General features: G+C 75.7%; 1 protein-coding gene. It reads right to left on the bottom strand.

The annotated features are described in order from the left end of the window. Window positions 1–1,121, bottom strand: a 1,121-nt coding sequence (locus tag AC5LSR_RS15545) for a hypothetical protein (RefSeq protein ID WP_493468616.1), incomplete at both ends; no start/stop codon positions are given.

Raw genomic sequence — 1,121 nt, 5'->3', positions numbered from 1 at the left:
GTCATCGCGGTATCGCGGTGGGACGCGATCCGGTCGTCCATCTCGCGGATGCGCACGACCGCCCGGGCGGCCCGCCGGCTCGGCTCGCCGGTGGGACGCGGCGCCGTCAACGCCACCGGCGCGTCCCCGGGCCGGGTCGTCAACTGGCTGATCGCCGCCTGGGAGGCGAGGACGCGCAGCCGCTCGTCCGGGCGGAATCCGTCCCGGCGCCAGGTCGCGACGTCCAGGACGAGCGTTTCGACGACGTCGTCGGTCAGCTCCCGGTCGGAGATGTCCGCCAGCAGCACCCGGCCGTGCGCCGGCGCGTCCTCCTCCCGGCGCAGCACCCACAGCGCCGTCCGGTAGGCCGGCCGGAACGGGACCATCCCGCCAGGCAGGTGGATCACCGCCTCGACCAGGCCGGTGGCCAGCAGCTCGTCGCGGCGCCGCACCGCCGGCCGGTGCACCGGCAGCGGGTCCACCAGCGCCTCGGCCGGCCCGAGCAGGACAGCGGTCTGCCGTGGGCGCAGCGCGTCGGCGATCCGGCGCACCGCGACGAGCACGCCCACGGCGTCGCGCTCCTCCGCCGGCCGGAACGGCAGGCGGGTGACGACGGCGTCGGCGTTCGCGCGGCGCGCGGCCGAGGCACGAACGTCCAGGTCACGGCGGCTCACGCCGGCGACCGTGAACCGGCGGCGGGCCAGCCGGGCGAGGAACCGGTCGGGCTCGGCCCCGCTGATCCGCACGTCGTACGCCTCGCCGATCACCGAGTGGACGGCGGCCAGCAGGTCACCGGCACCCGCCGCCGGGTCGGCCACGTGCACGGCCCCGACATCCCGGGCATGCTCACGGGCGCCGGACAGCTGCGCCATCAGGCTCGCCAGCTGGGATACCACCGAGTCGGTGTAGAGCTCGGGAACGTTGAGGCGGTGGCGGGCGCCGAGCAGCCGTTCGAACGCGTCGCGGGTGCTGTAGGCCGCCTCGACCAGTTCGTCGACGGCGGGAGCCAACCAGCCCACGTGCGCTCTGAGAGCCGTCACCTCGGAGAGCAGCAGCCGGTCGTCCGGATCGACCCGCTCCGCCCGGACACGCAGCGACGCGCGCAGATCATCGACCTTCTCCGCGTCGACGGCCGTCGCGGT

The organism is Protofrankia sp. CiP1_Cm_nod4, assembly GCF_982290645.1.
The sequence above is the reverse complement of the archived record's forward strand: the minus strand, read 5'-3'. Positions and strand labels throughout refer to the sequence as shown.